This is a genomic window from Pseudomonas sp. C2B4, from assembly GCF_013359695.1.
In the GTDB taxonomy this organism is placed as follows: Bacteria; Pseudomonadota; Gammaproteobacteria; order Pseudomonadales; family Pseudomonadaceae; genus Aquipseudomonas.
On sequence record NZ_JABFMU010000036.1, the window covers coordinates 1 to 15,193 of the forward strand.

General features: G+C 58.0%; 16 protein-coding genes. 5 read left to right on the plus strand and 11 right to left on the minus strand.

What is annotated here, in order from left to right; all coding sequences use genetic code 11:
* Both HNQ83_RS31015 and dinB read left to right on the plus strand, forming a co-directional pair.
* A partial coding sequence (locus HNQ83_RS31015; RefSeq protein ID WP_218585546.1) for a hypothetical protein occupies positions 1–323 on the plus strand: 323 nt, incomplete at its 5' end.
* 15 nt (positions 324–338) lie between these two features.
* The gene (gene dinB / locus HNQ83_RS20710) at positions 339–1,400 is read left to right on the plus strand and encodes a DNA polymerase IV (protein WP_175390652.1); all 1,062 of its coding nucleotides are present in this window, start codon (positions 339–341) and stop codon (positions 1,398–1,400) included.
* A gap of 123 nt (positions 1,401–1,523) precedes the next feature.
* Here the strand turns inward: dinB and HNQ83_RS20715 are convergent, their stop codons facing one another.
* The 4 genes from HNQ83_RS20715 to HNQ83_RS20730 form a co-directional block, all read right to left on the minus strand.
* Entirely contained in the window at positions 1,524–2,477 is a 954-nt protein-coding gene (locus HNQ83_RS20715) for a hypothetical protein (protein ID WP_175390653.1), read from the minus strand.
* Between the two features lie 17 nt (positions 2,478–2,494).
* Complete coding sequence (locus HNQ83_RS20720; protein ID WP_175390654.1) at positions 2,495–4,210, minus strand: proline--tRNA ligase; 1,716 nt, start codon at positions 4,208–4,210, stop codon at positions 2,495–2,497.
* Between the two features lie 143 nt (positions 4,211–4,353).
* Positions 4,354–5,913 (minus strand): AmpG family muropeptide MFS transporter, encoded by a 1,560-nt coding sequence (locus HNQ83_RS20725; RefSeq protein WP_175390655.1) that lies wholly within the window; start codon positions 5,911–5,913, stop codon positions 4,354–4,356.
* Between the two features lie 44 nt (positions 5,914–5,957).
* Positions 5,958–6,311 carry an MGMT family protein gene (locus HNQ83_RS20730; protein ID WP_175390656.1) on the minus strand — a complete coding sequence of 118 codons (354 nt, stop codon included), beginning with the start codon at positions 6,309–6,311 and terminating at the stop codon, positions 5,958–5,960.
* Between the two features lie 176 nt (positions 6,312–6,487).
* Between HNQ83_RS20730 and HNQ83_RS20735 the strand changes: the two genes are divergently transcribed.
* Positions 6,488–7,495, plus strand: a complete 1,008-nt coding sequence (locus HNQ83_RS20735) for a DUF481 domain-containing protein (protein WP_175390657.1) — start codon at positions 6,488–6,490, stop codon at positions 7,493–7,495.
* Positions 7,496–7,697: 202 nt separating this feature from the next.
* Here HNQ83_RS20735 and HNQ83_RS20740 read toward each other — a convergent pair whose 3' ends face one another.
* Positions 7,698–9,095, minus strand: a complete 1,398-nt coding sequence (locus tag HNQ83_RS20740) for a toxin-antitoxin system YwqK family antitoxin (protein ID WP_256669100.1) — start codon at positions 9,093–9,095, stop codon at positions 7,698–7,700.
* Positions 9,096–9,213: 118 nt separating this feature from the next.
* A complete protein-coding gene (locus HNQ83_RS20745) occupies positions 9,214–9,423 on the minus strand; it encodes a cold-shock protein (RefSeq protein ID WP_002554837.1) in 210 nt (69 codons plus the stop codon).
* Between the two features lie 353 nt (positions 9,424–9,776).
* On the opposite strand from HNQ83_RS20745, the gene dcd reads away from it, so the two are divergent.
* Positions 9,777–10,343: a dCTP deaminase gene (gene dcd, locus HNQ83_RS20750; RefSeq protein ID WP_007940589.1), complete on the plus strand. Its 567-nt coding sequence runs from the start codon at positions 9,777–9,779 to the stop codon at positions 10,341–10,343.
* A 107-nt stretch (positions 10,344–10,450) separates the two neighbouring features.
* Positions 10,451–10,660 carry a hypothetical protein gene (locus tag HNQ83_RS20755; RefSeq protein WP_175390658.1) on the plus strand — a complete coding sequence of 70 codons (210 nt, stop codon included), beginning with the start codon at positions 10,451–10,453 and terminating at the stop codon, positions 10,658–10,660.
* Between the two features lie 116 nt (positions 10,661–10,776).
* Here the strand turns inward: HNQ83_RS20755 and HNQ83_RS20760 are convergent, their stop codons facing one another.
* Genes HNQ83_RS20760 through HNQ83_RS20780 form a run of 5 tightly spaced genes read right to left on the minus strand, consistent with a single transcriptional unit; the run spans position 10,777 to position 14,992 of the window.
* The gene (locus tag HNQ83_RS20760) at positions 10,777–11,541 is read right to left on the minus strand and encodes an ABC transporter ATP-binding protein (protein ID WP_056856146.1); all 765 of its coding nucleotides are present in this window, start codon (positions 11,539–11,541) and stop codon (positions 10,777–10,779) included.
* A gap of 13 nt (positions 11,542–11,554) precedes the next feature.
* The gene (locus HNQ83_RS20765; protein WP_175390659.1) at positions 11,555–12,691 is read right to left on the minus strand and encodes a succinylglutamate desuccinylase/aspartoacylase family protein; all 1,137 of its coding nucleotides are present in this window, start codon (positions 12,689–12,691) and stop codon (positions 11,555–11,557) included.
* A gap of 26 nt (positions 12,692–12,717) precedes the next feature.
* On the minus strand, positions 12,718–13,428 hold the full coding sequence (locus HNQ83_RS20770; RefSeq protein ID WP_175390660.1) for an ABC transporter permease: 711 nt from the start codon (positions 13,426–13,428) through the stop codon (positions 12,718–12,720).
* Positions 13,425–14,153, minus strand: a complete 729-nt coding sequence (locus HNQ83_RS20775; protein ID WP_175390661.1) for an ABC transporter permease — start codon at positions 14,151–14,153, stop codon at positions 13,425–13,427. The genes HNQ83_RS20770 and HNQ83_RS20775 overlap by 4 nt, the downstream gene beginning before the upstream one ends.
* Before the next feature lie 56 nt (positions 14,154–14,209).
* Complete coding sequence (locus tag HNQ83_RS20780; RefSeq protein ID WP_175390662.1) at positions 14,210–14,992, minus strand: transporter substrate-binding domain-containing protein; 783 nt, start codon at positions 14,990–14,992, stop codon at positions 14,210–14,212.
* Between the last annotated feature and the right edge of the window lie 201 nt (positions 14,993–15,193).

Here is a 15,193-nt window from a genome sequence, read left to right on the forward strand (position 1 = left end):
TGAGCCCGACGAGCTACCAGACTGCTCCATCCCGCGTCTGTGTGGCGGCATTCTACAGAGGATCGACAGACTGTCAACCGCAATTTCCGGCAAAACCTCTTCAGGTTCAATCGCTTAGCTCGATGGCGGGGGCGCTGATCGGTCTGAAAGGCAGGCCTGGCAAGGCTTTAGGCTCTATTGGTGACAACTTTTCGATTGAAAAAATAAATTCAGCCGTCGCGTTTCCTACATTCGACGAAGAACATTCAGACTACTGGTGCTATATACAGGTGTGGGTGAGATACTGCTTATCCCACAGGGCGCGCCGCCATTTTTCACTCTGAATTTACCGCGTTGATATGACCCAGCGAAAAATCATCCACGTCGATTGTGACTGTTTCTACGCCGCCATTGAGATGCGTGATGACCCGCGCCTCGCTGGAAAGCCGCTGGCGGTGGGCGGGGCGGCGGATCGACGTGGCGTGATTGCCACCTGCAACTATGAGGCTCGGGCTTATGGCGTGCGTTCGGCAATGTCTTCCGGTCATGCGCTGAAGTTGTGCCCGGACCTGACCATCGTCAAGCCGCGTATGGATGCCTATAGAGAGGCTTCGAAGGAAATTCATACGATCTTTCGCGATTACACCGACATCATTGAGCCGCTTTCCCTGGACGAGGCTTACCTGGATGTGTCGGACAGCGCGCATTTCGGCGGTAGCGCCACGCGCATCGCCCAGGACATCCGTCGGCGGGTATCGAATCAACTGCACATTACTGTCTCGGCCGGCGTGGCACCGAACAAGTTTCTTGCCAAGATCGCCAGTGACTGGAAAAAGCCCAACGGTTTGTTCGTGATTACGCCGGATCAGGTCGAGGACTTTGTCAGTGGGTTGCCGGTGAGCAAGTTGCACGGGGTCGGCAAGGTCACAGCCGACAAGTTGGGCAAGCTCGGCATCCTCGATTGCGCACAGTTGCGCGAGTGGGACAAATTGGCGCTGGTACGTGAATTCGGCAGCTTCGGTGAGCGACTCTGGAGCCTGGCGCGTGGGATCGATGATCGCCAGGTGCACAACGATAGCCGCCGGCAGTCAATCAGCGTTGAAAATACCTACGACGTCGACCTGCCAGACCTGGTGAGTTGCCTGGATAAGTTACCCGAGCTGCTGGAAACCCTGACCGGCCGTATGGCACGGATCGACAGCAGCTACAGGCCGGGGAAACCGTTCGTCAAAGTGAAATTCCACGACTTCACCCAGACCACGCTGGAGCAGGCCGGGGCAGGGCGGGATTTGGGCAGTTATCAGCTGTTGCTGACTCAGGCGTTCAATCGAGGGGGCAAGCCGGTGCGATTGTTGGGCGTGGGGGTGAGGCTGGAGGATTTGCGGGGCGGGTTTGAGCAGATGGAGTTGTTTGAGCGGTAGCGGCAAGGTTTTGTTGTGGTGGTGAATTTCAGACCGCTTTCGCGAGCAGGCTCGCTCCCACATTGGATTTGTGAACGCCAATGAAACTGTGGGAGCGAGCCTGCTCGCGAAGCTTTTTCGGCTTTAATTCGGCCCCGGATCCGCCACCAGACGCCCGGCATCCTTGGTCAAGGATTTGAGGAATTCGGTCTGCAGTTCAGGATCGTTGCGAGTCAGTTCGATCAAGCTCTGTTCCAGCTCGCTGGCTTCCTCTTCCAGGCCCAGTTCCGACAGGCGTTTGACCCGGTGTACCCACTGGCTCACTTCGTCATCTTCGAGGTCGTCGTAGATCAGTCCGTGGGCTTCGAGCAGCTTGCCGCGCAAGGTGTTGCTCAGTGCCAGGGTCGAATCGCTGTGCACTTCATCCTTGCCGTCGGCGACACTGATCTGCAGCTTGCCCAGGTGGTTGAGGTCATGTTCGGCGAACGGGCTGTCCAACAGGTTCAGGCGCAAGACGCCGTTTTTGTCGGTACTCAGTTCGAACGTATCCTTGCCGGCCTTGACCTCAACCGGACGCTCGCTCCAGGGCAGGCTTGAGTATTCGGTGCGTTTGTCGAGCTGCACTTCGTCGATTCCGGCCAGGTTTTGCTGCGCGCGACCGTGAGATTGCACGTTCATGAACGGGTTGAGCCCGGCAAAGCCGTAGCTGAACCAGTCCTTGGTCATGCTGTCTGGCAGGTTGCCCAAGGCGAACACGTTGGCCACGTTGGCACCGACGCCTGCCACTACGGCCACCGCGCCCAGCGGGATCTCGTAGATCTCCCGCCAGGGTTGGTACGGCGTGTAGCGATCGTAATGCCGCGTAACTTCGAATTCGGTGACTTCGAAAGTCTTCTGCTCGTGGATTTTCACCCGGCGTTGCGGCAGCTCAAGCACCTTGGGCTCACCAACATCGATCTGCAGGCTGTGATCGAGCAGTTTGCGCTCGACACGTTCCTCGTGCTCGCTGCGTTGTGACATGTGATTGGCACAGCCGCTGACCAGCAGGGTGCCGCACAGGGCGGCACCACCGAGGCCTAAGGTGTTTCGCTTGAACATGACGTCTCTATCTGGTTTCAGCGGCGGATACGGGCCTGAAGGAACGGCAATACGTCGGCAACCGGCAATGCTTGCGGCTCGGCTTCGGTACGGCTCTTGTATTCCAGGTTGCCATCGGCGAGGCCACGGTCGCTGACCACGATCCGGTGAGGAATGCCGATCAGCTCCATGTCCGCGAACTTGATGCCCGGGCTGGTTTTCTTGTCGCGGTCGTCCAGCAGTACTTCGAAGCCGGCTGCAGTCAGTTCTGCATACAGCTTGTCGGTGGCCTCGCGAACCAGGTCGGTTTCGTAACGCAGCGGTACCAGGGCGATCTGGAATGGCGCCAGGGTGTCGCTCCAGATGATCCCTTTCTCGTCGTTGTTCTGCTCGATGGCGGCCGCGACCACGCGGGAAACGCCGATGCCGTAGCAGCCCATTTCCAGGGTTACCGGCTTGCCGTTCTCGCCCAGCACTTCGCACTTCATGGCTTTGCTGTACTTGTTGCCCAGCTGGAAGATGTGCCCGACTTCGATGCCGCGTTTGATTTCCAGGGTGCCCTTGCCGTCCGGGCTTGGGTCGCCGCTGACGACGTTACGCAGGTCGGCAACGGTCGGAACCGGCAGGTCGCGTTCCCAGTTGACGCCGAAGTAGTGCTTGTCGTCGATGTTCGCGCCGATGCCGAAGTCGCTCATCAGCTCGACGGAACGGTCGATGATGATCGGCAGGGGCAGGTTCAGCGGGCCGAGGGAGCCGGCGCCGGCGCCAATGGCGTCGCGCAGTTCGGCTTCGGAAGCCATGACCAGCGGGCTGGCAACGCCAGGCTGGTTGGCGGCCTTGATTTCGTTCAGTTCGTGGTCGCCACGGATGATCAGGGCAATCAGCTTGCCTTTCTCTTCTGCGTGCACCACCAGGGTCTTGATGGTCTTTTCAATCGGCAGATTGAATTTTTCCACCAGCGCGGCGATGGTCTTGGTGTCCGGCGTGTCGACCAGGCGCAGCTCTTCAGCCGGTGCCGGACGGGAGGTTTCACGCGGTACAGCTTCGGCCTTCTCGATGTTCGCGGCGTAGTCGGAACCGTTGCTGAAGACGATATCGTCTTCGCCGGATTCGGCCAGTACGTGGAACTCGTGGGAGCCGGCGCCGCCAATCGAGCCGTTGTCGGCTTCAACCGGACGGAACTTCAGGCCCAGGCGGGTGAACACGTTGCAGTACGCCTGGTGCATGCGATCGTAGGTGACTTGCAGCGAAGGCTGGTCAGCGTGGAACGAATAGGCGTCTTTCATGATGAATTCGCGGCCGCGCATCAAGCCGAAGCGTGGGCGGATTTCATCGCGGAATTTGGTCTGGATCTGATACAGGTTGATCGGCAGCTGTTTGTAGCTGCTCAGCTCGTTGCGCATCAGGTCGGTGATGACTTCTTCGTGGGTCGGGCCGGCGCAGAAGTCGCGACCGTGGCGATCCTGGAAACGCAGCAGTTCAGGGCCGTACTCTTCCCAGCGACCGGACTCCTGCCACAACTCAGCCGGTTGAGTGCTTGGCATCAACACTTCGAGCGAGCCGGCGGCGTTCATTTCCTCACGAACGACGGCTTCGACCTTGCGCATGACTCGCAAGCCCATCGGCAGCCAGGTGTACAGGCCCGAGGCGAGTTTGCGGATCATGCCGGCGCGCAGCATCAGCTGATGGCTGATCACGACCGCGTCGGAAGGCGTTTCTTTCTGTGTGGCGAGCAAAAATTGACTGGTGCGCATGGTTGGCCGTTATCGATTGCTGATGACGAGAAATGACGGAGCATTGTACGGGCGAGATCCGCTGTCGTACAGGCGTGCGGTCGGCGGTGTGGCAGGAGGGCGGGAATCGTTCCTCCCTCTGCCTTGCTTCCTTCAAATGCAGCTTATGATTCTTCCGCGACCTGAGTCGGGACGGGTTCCGGCGTCGGTGTCGGACCTTCGCGGCGGTTCTCCTGGAACCAGTGCAAGGCGATCAGCAGCAACGTCGGCACACCCAGCAGGGCGGTGATCAGGAAGAAATTGTGATAACCGAATTTCTCCACCATGACCCCGGAATAGCCGCCGATCAGACGTGGCAGCAAGAGCATGATCGAGCTGAGCAGGGCGTATTGGGTGGCGGAGAACTTGAGGTTGGTCAGGCTCGACAGGTACGCGACGAACGCCGAGGTCGCCAGGCCCGAACTGAAGTTGTCCAGGGAGATGGTGACAACCAGCATCTGCAGGTTGGGGCCCATGTCCGCCAACAGCAGGAACAATATGTTGGTGCCTGCCGACGCCGCGCCGCCGATGAACAGGATCGGCAGGATGCCGAAGCGCACGATCAGCAAGCCGCCCATGCCGGCGCCGACCAGGGTCATGATCAGACCGAAGATTTTGCTGACGCTGGCGATCTGGTCCTTGGTGAAGCCCTGGTCGATATAGAACACATTGGCCATCACACCCATGACCGTATCGGACATTCGATAGGTGGCGATCAGTCCCAGCAACAGCAGCGCTTGCCAGCGGTAACGCAGAATAAAGTCGTTGACCGGTGTCAGTACGGGGGCCAGGCCGCGACGGCCCATGGCCGAGAGGCACATGGCGGTGAGGGTGGTGTAGAGGATCGCGCGCAGGAATGCACGGTCTTCGAGCAGCAGATCTAGCAGGCTCACGCCTTCGAACAGAACGCTGGCAAAGTCGGTGTTGTAGAACTGGGTGAACATGGCCGGCACGGAAACCAGCAGCACGATCAGTACGAACACCGATGCCAGTTGATGCACGAAACTGTATCGCCCGGCCTGCAATTGTGTGCGCAGTGGAACGGGCGGTTCGCGCATGAACAGGCTGGTCAACAAGGCCGGGACCATCAGGACGCCGAACAGTATGTAGGTGCCGGCCCATGCGGAATGCTGGTAGTTGAAACCGGTCGAGCCGAAGCCTTCGGCAAAATACAGGGCGCCGGCGGTCGCCAATAGCGCGGCGATTCGATAACCGGACATGTAGCTGGCGGCCAACGCAGCCTGACGGCTGTCTTCGGCGATTTCCAGGCGATAGGCGTCGACCGCAATATCTTGCGTGGCCGAGGCGAACGCGACGATCACGGCAATTGCGATCAGCCAGGACAGATGTTTTTGCGGGTCGCAGAAACCCATCCCGATCAGGCCGAGGATTACCAGTGCCTGGGAGAGCACCAGCCAGGAACGTCGTCGACCCAACTTGCCGAGCAATGGCAGGCGCCATTGGTCGAGTAGCGGGGACCAGACCCATTTGAAGGCATAGGCCAGGCCGATCAGGCTGGCATAGCCGATGGTTTCGCGAGCGACACCAGCTTCGCGCAGCCACACCGAGAGTGTCGAGAACACCAGCATGTAGGGCAGGCCGGCAGCGAAACCCAGCAACAGCAGTACAAGCGTCGAGGGGCTGGCATAGGCAGCGAGCGCGGCGCGCCAGGTTTTACGGGGCATGGGCTGGAGTCTGCCTCAAGAAATACGGAAACAAAGCGCGCACTCTAACCGCTGTGCTCTACCGGGCGCCAGCCATGGCGTCGAATATCAACTCGATTATTCAGGATACTGATGCCCTCCATGCGCAATCGCGCGCGTTGTTCGTCCCCGGATGGGCTGCCTGCGGGCAGGCTGATGCGTCCGCCGGCGCCGAGTACGCGGTGCCAGGGCAATTTACTGTCGCCGGGCAGTTGGCTCAATGTCCGTCCGACCCAGCGGGCGGCACGACCCAGGCCCGCGAGCTCCGCCAACTGGCCATAACTGACCACCTTGCCCTGAGGAACTTGCGCGAGGGTCAGGTAGAGCGCCGTGCGTCGGATTTGTGCCGCACTTTCGGATTCAGTGGTGGGTTCGTTCACGTCCCGTGTTCCTGAAAAAGTAATCCTGAAAAAATTCACAGTACCGTCTGTAGAGTAAATCGCGGATCGCCAGTTGAGAAATGAACTCAATAGAAATAGTCGTGTCAGTCCTTGCTAGGGCCTTATTTCTTCGGATAATGCCGACTTTTTTCGCAATCCTGAGTCTGTATTTGCTTATGTTGTCCAGAACGTTGCTGTGCCTCGCTGTCGTCAGTGCCTCCTCTCCCTTGCTCGCCGATACCGTCTGGTTGAAGAACGGTGACAAGCTGAGCGGCAAGATCGTTCTGTTCGATGGTGGCAAGTTGCTGATCCAGACGGAGTACGCCGGTGCGGTGCCTATCGACTGGAAGCAGGTCAAAACCCTGGAAAGCGATCAGCAGTTGCTGGTCAAGCAGGATGCCTACACCGGCGAAAAGGCCAAGGCATTGCATGCGGCGGACGACGGCAAGGTCACCCTGGCCAACGGTGATGCGCTCAAGACTGTCGAACTGGCCAGTATCCAGCAGATCCTCAAGCCAAAACCTGTGGTCGAGGATCTGGTGTGGAAAGGCAACGTCGACGTGGCGCTGGATTATCAGCGGGCCGAAAGAGACACCGATGATTACGATGTCGACTTCAAGACCAGTGCGCGCCATGGTCGCTGGCGGCACACCGCGGAAGGCGAATACAACCGTGAGTTCCAGGATGATGTGGTCACCACTGACAACTGGCGGGCCGAGTATTCCCTCGACCGCTTCCTGACGGATAAATGGTTCTGGCAGGGGCGCCTGGTCTACAAACGCGACAAGGTCGAAGATCTGTCCCGTCAGCGCACCGTCGGTACGGGCCCGGGTTATCAGTTCTGGGATGACGAACTGGGGGCTTTCTCCCTCGGATCGCTGGTCAACCGCACCGACTATCAATTCGCCGATGGCAGCAAGGAAAACTTCTATTCCGTGGCGATGAAGTGGGATTACAACCGCTACCTGATTGGCAAGAAAGTGGAGTTCTTCACCAATGGCGAGGTGGGCAAGCCGCTGTCGGGCGTGGCCGAGTATGCGCTGGATGCGGAGATGGGCTTGCGCTACAAGGTGACGGACTGGGCTTCGCTCAATCTCAAGGCCGAGCGAGACATCATCGACGGTACCAAGGATGCGGATCTGGATAAGACGCGGTATACCGCTGGATTCGGCGTGACCTGGTAAGGCGCTTTTTTGTCTGGCAAAACTGCATGCTCACAAAAAACCGTTCGGGGGAGGCTTAAAGCTGTGGCTAGAGAATTCATCCCCTAGCCACAAATGTGGTTTACATACTTAGGTGAGCAGCATTGTTTTGAAGTCGGGTCTTTGTGCTGGGCGGCGTTCTCTGGTTATCGATTAATTCTTTCGTGCACATTCGCCTTGGCGTTCACCTGCCTCGTAATAGCACTCTTGGATCAGGCGGCCATCCTCTGCCCAGAAACGACTTATAATCCGCAGCGGTTTTTATCTGGCCGTTTTCGTACCAAGCGCGGAAGGGGCCTTCGAGTTTGCCAGCCTCGTAGGTCTTTTGTTCCTTAAGTTGGCCGTTTTTGTACCACTCCTTGAAATCGCCCTGTTCGCGGTGCAGTTCATCCCACTGCCATTGAACGGTTTGCACACCTTGCTCATTCCAGCGTTCAAAGCTCTGTCGAAATCCAGCCCTGTAAAACGCCTTTTCTTCTATTTTGCCGTCGATGAAGTACGTGATCAGCCAGCCATCCGGTTTGCTGTCGATATCGTTTCGAGTCAGTTGTATAGCGCCATTTTCAAAGTAATGGGTGCTCGGACCTTGTGCTTTGCCGTTAACGAAAAGAGTGCTGTATCTCAGCTGTCCGTTCGGGTAGTAACCCAGGGCAGGCCCGTCCCACACGTCGTTTCGATAGCTGCTACGGCTAATCAATGCCCCGTCTTCGTCATATTCGAGATACTCACCATCCACGCGTTTGCCTAGCTGCCAGTTGTAGGATTCGGCGATCTTGCCATTGTCATGGTAGATAGATTGCCATCCTTCGAGCTCGTCGTTTAGATAACCCTCACGCTTGATGACTATGCCGCTTTCAGAGTACGTGAGCGCTTCGCCCTGGCGCAGGCCATGTGCGTCGCTTTTATAGCTTTGGCGGAGCTTGCCGCTTCGGTAGTAACTTCTGTAGGCGTGGACTGCCTTGCCTGAAACAAAATCTGCCTTATCCACAAAATATTCATGGCTCGGGGTTTGGGTTTCGACAAAGAAGATCTGTGCTACCCATGCCTTGCGTTTACTGTCGTACTCCATCGGCATCTTCACGTAGTAATACGCTTGGCCTTGACCTGTTGGTGAAAATTCGCGATCCAGATACTGTTTTCCGTCTACAAGGGATGCCGTGAGTTCGCCGCATTCTTCAGGCGTACAGGGGCGCACCTTCACGAGAAACGCTCGTTTGCGTTCGCAGACCGTATGTGTAAGTAGAAGAGGGATTTTCTGATCGATCAGTTGCTGGACTTCGTCGAGGGCTCGGCGAAAGGAATCATCGGGGATGCCTGCAGACTCGGGCGTCATGTAAATCTCATTGCTTCCGCAAGCATGGGGGGTTGAAAGCGTCAAAAGTGCTGCCGCTCGAAGTTGAATAGATGAGTGTCCATTCACCTCCGGACCCTTCGCCAAGTAGGTGGCGCGAGTATTCATTCCGACGATTACGGTCGGGTGTTCAGGTTGCGATTCTGCGTAGGTATTGAGAGGCGGTGCGAAAACGAGCAGTGCTGCGTTGAGTGCTTTCCAGGAGATGAATTGCATCCTGCTTTCTTCCATGTGATTTTCCAGGGCGCGAATCATATAGAGGGGGAGCGGAGATGGGGCGATGCAAAACATTCAGGCACAAAAAAGCCCCGCTGTTGAGGGCGGGGCTTTTTACTAAAGCAAGTACAAGTTAGATAACTTGAACTTCTTCAGCTTGCATGCCTTTCTGACCGCGGGTAGCGATGAAAGAAACCTGTTGGCCTTCTTTCAGGCTTTTGAAGCCGTCGGATTGGATAGCTTTGAAGTGAACGAACAGGTCGTCACCGGATTGTGGGGTGATGAAGCCGAAGCCTTTTTCATCGTTGAACCACTTAACGGTACCGGTTTGGCGATTAGACATGGTGTAACTCCTTGAACAAAGATAACTGCGACTCAGGAAGAACCCTGGCCGAGACTGAGTGCAAAGAGCAGGAAAAATTCTTGTAGATGGTTGGATCGAAATTCAACATATCGTGTAGAGATTCTCAGTGACACAAGCAGCACAGTGGCGCCACCTTAACCCTTTTTCCGGAACGTGCCAATGCTTCTAGCGAAGGTTTCTCGGTTTTCATGATCGACGGTGCATCGTATTGTTTCGAAGGTCCGTCAATAACGCGTGATCGTCGAGAATTGTGCCCTGCTCTTTGAACCCGGAGGCCCGCCCCGGTAAGATGCCGGACAGATTTTTTCCACCTCGCTATTCAGGACACCGCCATGAGCATCAAATCGGACAAGTGGATTCGCCGCATGGCGCAGGAACACGGCATGATCGAGCCGTTCGTCGAGCGCCAGATGCGCGGCAGCGACGACAGCCGTGTGATCTCCTACGGCGTGTCGAGCTACGGCTACGATGTGCGTTGCACTAATCATTTCAAGGTGTTCACCAACATCAATTCGGCCATCGTCGACCCGAAAAACTTCGATGCCGGCAGCTTCGTCGATATTCACAGCGACGTTTGCATCATCCCGCCGAACTCCTTCGCCCTGGCCAGTACCGTCGAATATTTCCGTATTCCGCGCAACGTATTGACCATCTGCCTGGGCAAAAGCACCTACGCCCGCTGCGGCATCATCGTCAACGTCACCCCGCTTGAGCCGGAGTGGGAAGGGCACGTGACCCTGGAGTTCTCCAACACCACGAACCTGCCGGCGAAGATCTACGCCAACGAAGGCGTGGCGCAGATGCTGTTCCTCGAGTCCGACGAAGAGTGCGAAGTGTCCTATAAGGATCGCGGCGGCAAGTATCAGGGCCAGCGCGGCGTGACCCTGCCTCGGACCTGAGTCAGCCGTCTGACAAAACGTGGGAATTCCTGAGCGAGCGTACACTCTATGGAGTGTACTGCCCCGATTTGCGCAAGGCGGATCGGGCTATCGCTCAGGAGTGCTTTATGAAGATCGACCCGCGAATAAGTGCCGAACTGGCAAGGCTTGAGCCCAATCAGGTTGGCGTTTTGGCCTGGTCGTTGTTGGCACACCCGTCAGTCAGCATGGCAGGGGGCATCCCCGGCCAGCCTGATCCCGATACCCCCAATGAACAGCCCACCGAACCCGGTGAGCCCACCCTGCCGGATGAGCCGCCTCCCGCGCCTGTGGCCTGATTGAATTGAATGTGGGAGCGAGCCTGCTCGCGAAGGCCATGTTTCATCCAACAGAAATGTTGACTGACCGGGCCAATTCGCGAGCAGGCTCGCTCCCACAGGTTTTGCAGTAGGGGTTACTTGAGGTTACCGCTGAGGAATTGCTTCAGGCGTTCGCTCTTCGGGTTACCCAGCACGTCTTCCGGCGCGCCTTCTTCCTCCACCAGGCCTTGATGCAGAAACAACACCTGGCTCGACACTTTACGGGCGAAGCTCATTTCGTGGGTGACCATGATCATGGTCCGGCCTTCTTCGGCCAGACCCTGGATCACCTTGAGCACTTCGCCCACCAGTTCCGGGTCCAGCGCCGAGGTCGGCTCGTCGAACAGCATGACTTCCGGTTCCATGGCCAACGCCCGGGCAATCGCCACGCGCTGCTGCTGGCCGCCAGATAGGAACGCCGGGTACTGATCGGCCACCCGTGCCGGCAGACCGACCTTGTCCAGATAGCGGCGCGCACGGTCTTCGGCTTCCTGCTTGCTGCAGCCCAGCACCCGGCGTGGCGCCATGGTGATGTTTTCCAGCACGGTCATGTGGCTCCACAGGTTGAAGTGCTGGAACACCATGGCCAGCCGGGTGCGGATCCGTTGCAGTTCGTCGGGATCGGCGACATGCATGCCGTGGCGATCCTTGACCATGCGAATCGCCTGGCCGTCGAGGCTCATGGCGCCGTCGTTGGGTTGTTCAAGAAAGTTGATGCAGCGCAGAAAGGTGCTTTTACCCGAGCCGCTGGCGCCGATCAGGCTGATGACGTCGCCGGTGTTGGCCTTGAGCGAAACGCCTTTGAGCACCTCATGATCGCCATAGCTTTTATGCAGGCCTTCAATGGTCAGTTTGTACATGGAGCAAGCATCCTCAAGGCGAAAGTAGGTAGCCGCTGCGATAGGCTTCGGCGCCCGCGACGTGGGCGATCACCATGCCGGCGGTGGCCATGCGGCGCAGCGAACGGGCGTACATCAACCCGGCGGCGGTGCAGTGGACCGGTGTGACACGGTCGGAGATCGGATCGATGATTTCGGCGATCAGTTGCCCGGCTTCCAGGTATTCCCCTGGCAGCGCGGTGAACACCAGCAGCCCGCCGACCGGCGTGGCCACAGGTTCCACACCGGCCAGCGGTGTGGCCGGGTAGGGCAGGTCAGGCAGTGGGGCCGACTCGCCGGCAATCGCACCGAAGTGAACCAGGTAATCGATGATCGCCTGGCAGTCGAGGCTGGCCAACGGGTGATTGACGTCGCCCTGGCCGCGCAGTTCGACGGTGACCGAAAAGCTGCCCAACGGAATATCGAAGTGCTCGCCGAAGCGCTCTTTCAGTTGCCACCACAGCAGGGTGAAGCATTCATCGAACGACTGGCCGCCGGAATCGGTGGCCAGCAAGCTCGCTTCGGAGCCGATGTAGCGGGCCAGCGGCTCAACCAGCGGCCAGGCCTCGGGCGTGGTGTACAGGTGCGCGACGGCTTCGAAATCGCAATGCAGGTCCAGCACCATGTCCGCATCGCAGGCCAGCCTTTGCAGGGTCAGGCGCTGGGATTGCAGCTGGGTGCTGGCGGTCTGCCGCGCCAGCGCAGTGCGCAGGCTGTTGCGGATCAATTGCAGGTTATGTTGCGGGTCGTCGCCGAGTTGACCTTCGATGTCGTTACCGACTTCTTCACTCAAATCGACGAACCAGCGGTTGAAGTTCTGCCCGCTTTCCAGCTCGTAGCGGCCCAGCGGCACATCCATCAGCACCTGTTCCAGGCCGACCGGGTTGGCGACCGGCACCAGGACGATCTCGCTGCGCAGACGACCGGCGGCTTCCAGCTCCGCCAGGCGTTGCTTGAGGTGCCAGACCACCAGCATGCCGGGCATTTCATCGGCATGAAGGGATGACTGGATGTAGATCTTGCTTCGGGCGCTTGTAACGGTAGGCGCCGTTGCAGGCCCGAAGTGGAAGCTGTGGATCTGGCGTGCGGTCCCCGGCAGCGGGGCCAGCAGGTCATGTATCTGGTGGCGCATTCTTTGTTTCCTGAAACAGAAAAGACCTAGTGGGTCGGCCCGAGGAAGGCCAACCATCGGCGTTCGGCGAGGCGGAACAGGCCGACCAGCGCAAAGGTGACGGTCAGGTAGATCAGCGCGGCGATGCCGAACGACTGGAAAGTCAGGAAGGTCGCCGAGTTGGCATCCCGCGCGACTTTCAGTACATCCGGGATGGTCGCGGTGAACGCCACGGTGGTCGAGTGCAGCATCAGAATCACTTCGTTGCTGTAATACGGCAGCGAGCGACGCAGGGCCGAAGGCATGATCACGTAGGCATAGAGCTTCCAGCCTGTAAGACCGTAGGCCTTGGCCGCTTCGACTTCACCGTGGGCCATGCTGCGGATCGCCCCGGCGAAAATCTCCGTGGTGTAGGCGCAGGTGTTCAGGGCGAACGCCAGGATGGTGCAATTCATTGCATCGCGGAAAAAGCTGTCGAGCAGCGGTTGCGCGCGGATGGCGGCCAGGCTGTAGATCCCGGTGTAACAGATCAGCAGTTGGATATACAGCGGCGTGCCACGGAACAGGTAGGTGTAGAACTGCACCGGCCAGCGAATGTAGAAGTGCGGTGAAACCCGGGCGATGGACAGCGGAATCGAAACGATGAACCCGATGAAAATCGAAGCGCTGAGCAGCCACAGGGTCATGGCCAGGCCGGTAATGTTCTGACCGTCGGTGTAAAGGAAGGCTTTCCAGTATTCCTGCAGGAGTTCGATCATCGTACGGCCTCCCGGGTGCCGGCGGCGTAGCGACGTTCGAGCCAGCGCAAAATGATATTGGAGGCACTGGTGATCACCAGGTAGATCACGGCGGCGAGCACCAGGAAATAGAACAGTTGATAAGTGCTTTTACCCGCGTCCTGTGCAGCCTTTACAAGGTCCGCGAGGCCGATGATCGACACCAGCGCGGTGGCCTTGAGCATGACCATCCAGTTGTTGCCGATACCCGGCAGGGCAAAGCGCATCATTTGGGGGAACACCACGATACGGAAACGCTGACCCCGTTTAAGGCCATAAGCGGTGGCTGCTTCAACCTGACCGCGAGGCACCGCGAGGATGGCGCCGCGGAAGGTTTCGGTGAAGTACGCACCGTAAATGAAGCCCAGGGTGAGTACGCCAGCGCTGAATGGGTCGATTTCGATGTATTCCCATTCCATGTAGTCGGTGAGCGACGTCAGCCAGGTTTGCAGGCTGTAGAAGATCAGCAGCATCAGCACCAGGTCCGGCACCCCGCGAATCAGCGTGGTGTAGCACTGGGCGGGCAGGCGCAGCAGTTTGACTTTTGACAGCTTGGCACTGGCGCCGAGCAGGCCGAGCAACACGGCCACCAGCAGCGACATCGCCGATAATTTGATGGTCATCCAGGTGCCTTCCATCAGCAACGGACCGAAGCCCTTGAGGCTGAAGGCTGAGAGCCCCAGATTTTGTAAGAGGTTTTCGAACATAAATCAGCAACCTGATCGGATGAAAAAAGCGCCCATCGCGAGATGGGCGCCGGGCATTATTTGCCGCTGTACAGATTCAGATCGCCAAAGTGTTTCTTCTGGATGGTGGCGTAGGTGCCATCATCGTGTAACGCTTTGATACCTTTATCCAAAAGCGCTTTCAGCTCGGTGTTACCTTTCTTAATACCGACGGCGGTTTTGGCTGGCAGCAGCTCGCTGTCGACCGGTTTGCTGACGTCGTAGTCGGCACCTTGTGGGGATTTCAGGAAGCCCAGTTCAGCCTGCAGCATGTCCTGGATACCCGCATCGAGACGACCCGAAGTCAGGTCGGCATATACCTGGTCCTGGTTCTGATAGGCCTGGGTTTTCACGCCTGCCTTGTCCAGAACGGCCTTGGCATAGGCTTCCTGAATGGTGCCTTGCTCGTAGCCGACGGTTTTGCCCTTGAGCGTGGCAACGTCTGCGGTGATGCCGGAACCTTTCTTGAACACGTAAGCGGTAGGGCCGGAGAACAGCTCGCTGGAGAAGTCGATGACTTTTTCGCGGGCCGGGGTGACGGTCATCGAAGAGATCACGCCGTCGAATTTATTGGCCTTGAGGCCAGGAATCATGCCGTCGAAATCGCTCTCGACCCATTTGCACTTGACCTTCAGCTCGGCGCAGATTGCGTTGCCCAGATCGATGTCGAAGCCTACCAGGCTGCCGTCGGCCGCTTTCGACTCGAACGGTGCGTAGGAAGGGTCAACGCCAAAACGCAATTCCTTGTATTCCTTTGCCAGCGCAGAGCCAGCAGCTACGCACAATGCCAGTGCAGACAGGGTCAGCAATGCTTTTTTCATTATTCAATCCCTAAGAACCAATATGAGCGCTTGTGGCGCAGAATTATTGTTACTGGTACGCGTAAGACCTAATGAAAGTAGCAATTTCCGAACCAGAGTGCCGAACAAGCGTTTAAAAGGTGTTCGGGAAATTGCCGGATGCGATTAGTGCACGAAAACGGGCGGCGTGAAAAGCCTGCACTGTTTTGGGTGGCGGGCCTG